General features: G+C 58.7%; 1 protein-coding gene. It reads left to right on the top strand.

Translation table 11 applies throughout. From position 1 onward, the window contains the following. Window positions 1–811: Ig-like domain-containing protein (locus G7025_RS26580; RefSeq protein WP_219855464.1), on the top strand; the 811-nt coding region annotated here is incomplete at both ends.

Below are 811 nucleotides of genomic sequence, written 5' to 3'. Positions count from 1 at the left end.
GACAGCGATGTGGACAATGTCCTGACCGTTGCCAGCTTCACCGTCAACGGCGCGAGTTATGTTGCCGGTCAAACCGCCGTCATCGCGGGCGTTGGCTCGATCACCATCGGCACCGACGGTGCTTACGCCTTCACGCCGGTTAAAGACTTCAACGGTGATGTGCCGCAAGTTGGCTACACCACCAACACCGGCTCCAGCAGCACCCTTGACGTGAAGATCGACCCCGTCGATGACGCCAGCGTCCTTCAGGCCGACACCGGCAGCGCGAAAGAAGACACCGTTGCCACTGGCAATGTGCTGACCAACGACAGCGACGTGGATAACGTCCTGACCGTTGCCAGCTTCACCGTCAACGGCACTAACTACCAAGCAGGCCAAACCGCTGTTATTGCTGGTGTGGGCTCGATCACCATCGGTACTGACGGTGCTTACGCCTTTACGCCGGTTAAAGACTTCAACGGCGACGTCCCACAAATCGGCTACACCACCAACACCGGCTCCAGCAGCACCCTGGACGTGAAGATCGACCCCGTCGATGACGCCAGCGTTTTGCAAGCCGACACCGGCAGCGCGAAAGAAGACACCGTCGCCACCGGCAATGTGCTAACCAACGACAGCGACGTGGATAACGTGCTGACCGTCGCCAGCTTCACCGTCAACGGCACTAACTATCAAGCAGGCCAAACCGCTGTTATTGCTGGTGTGGGCACAATCACCATCGGCACCGACGGCGCTTACGCTTTCACGCCGGTTAAAGACTTCAATGGTGATGTACCGCAAATCGGCTACACCACCAACACCGGCTCCAGCA

It is taken from the genome of Pseudomonas lurida (assembly GCF_013522705.1).
Classification (GTDB): domain Bacteria; phylum Pseudomonadota; class Gammaproteobacteria; order Pseudomonadales; family Pseudomonadaceae; genus Aquipseudomonas; species Aquipseudomonas quebecensis.
Note: the sequence above shows the minus strand (reverse complement) of the source record. Positions and strands in the feature narration are given on the sequence as shown.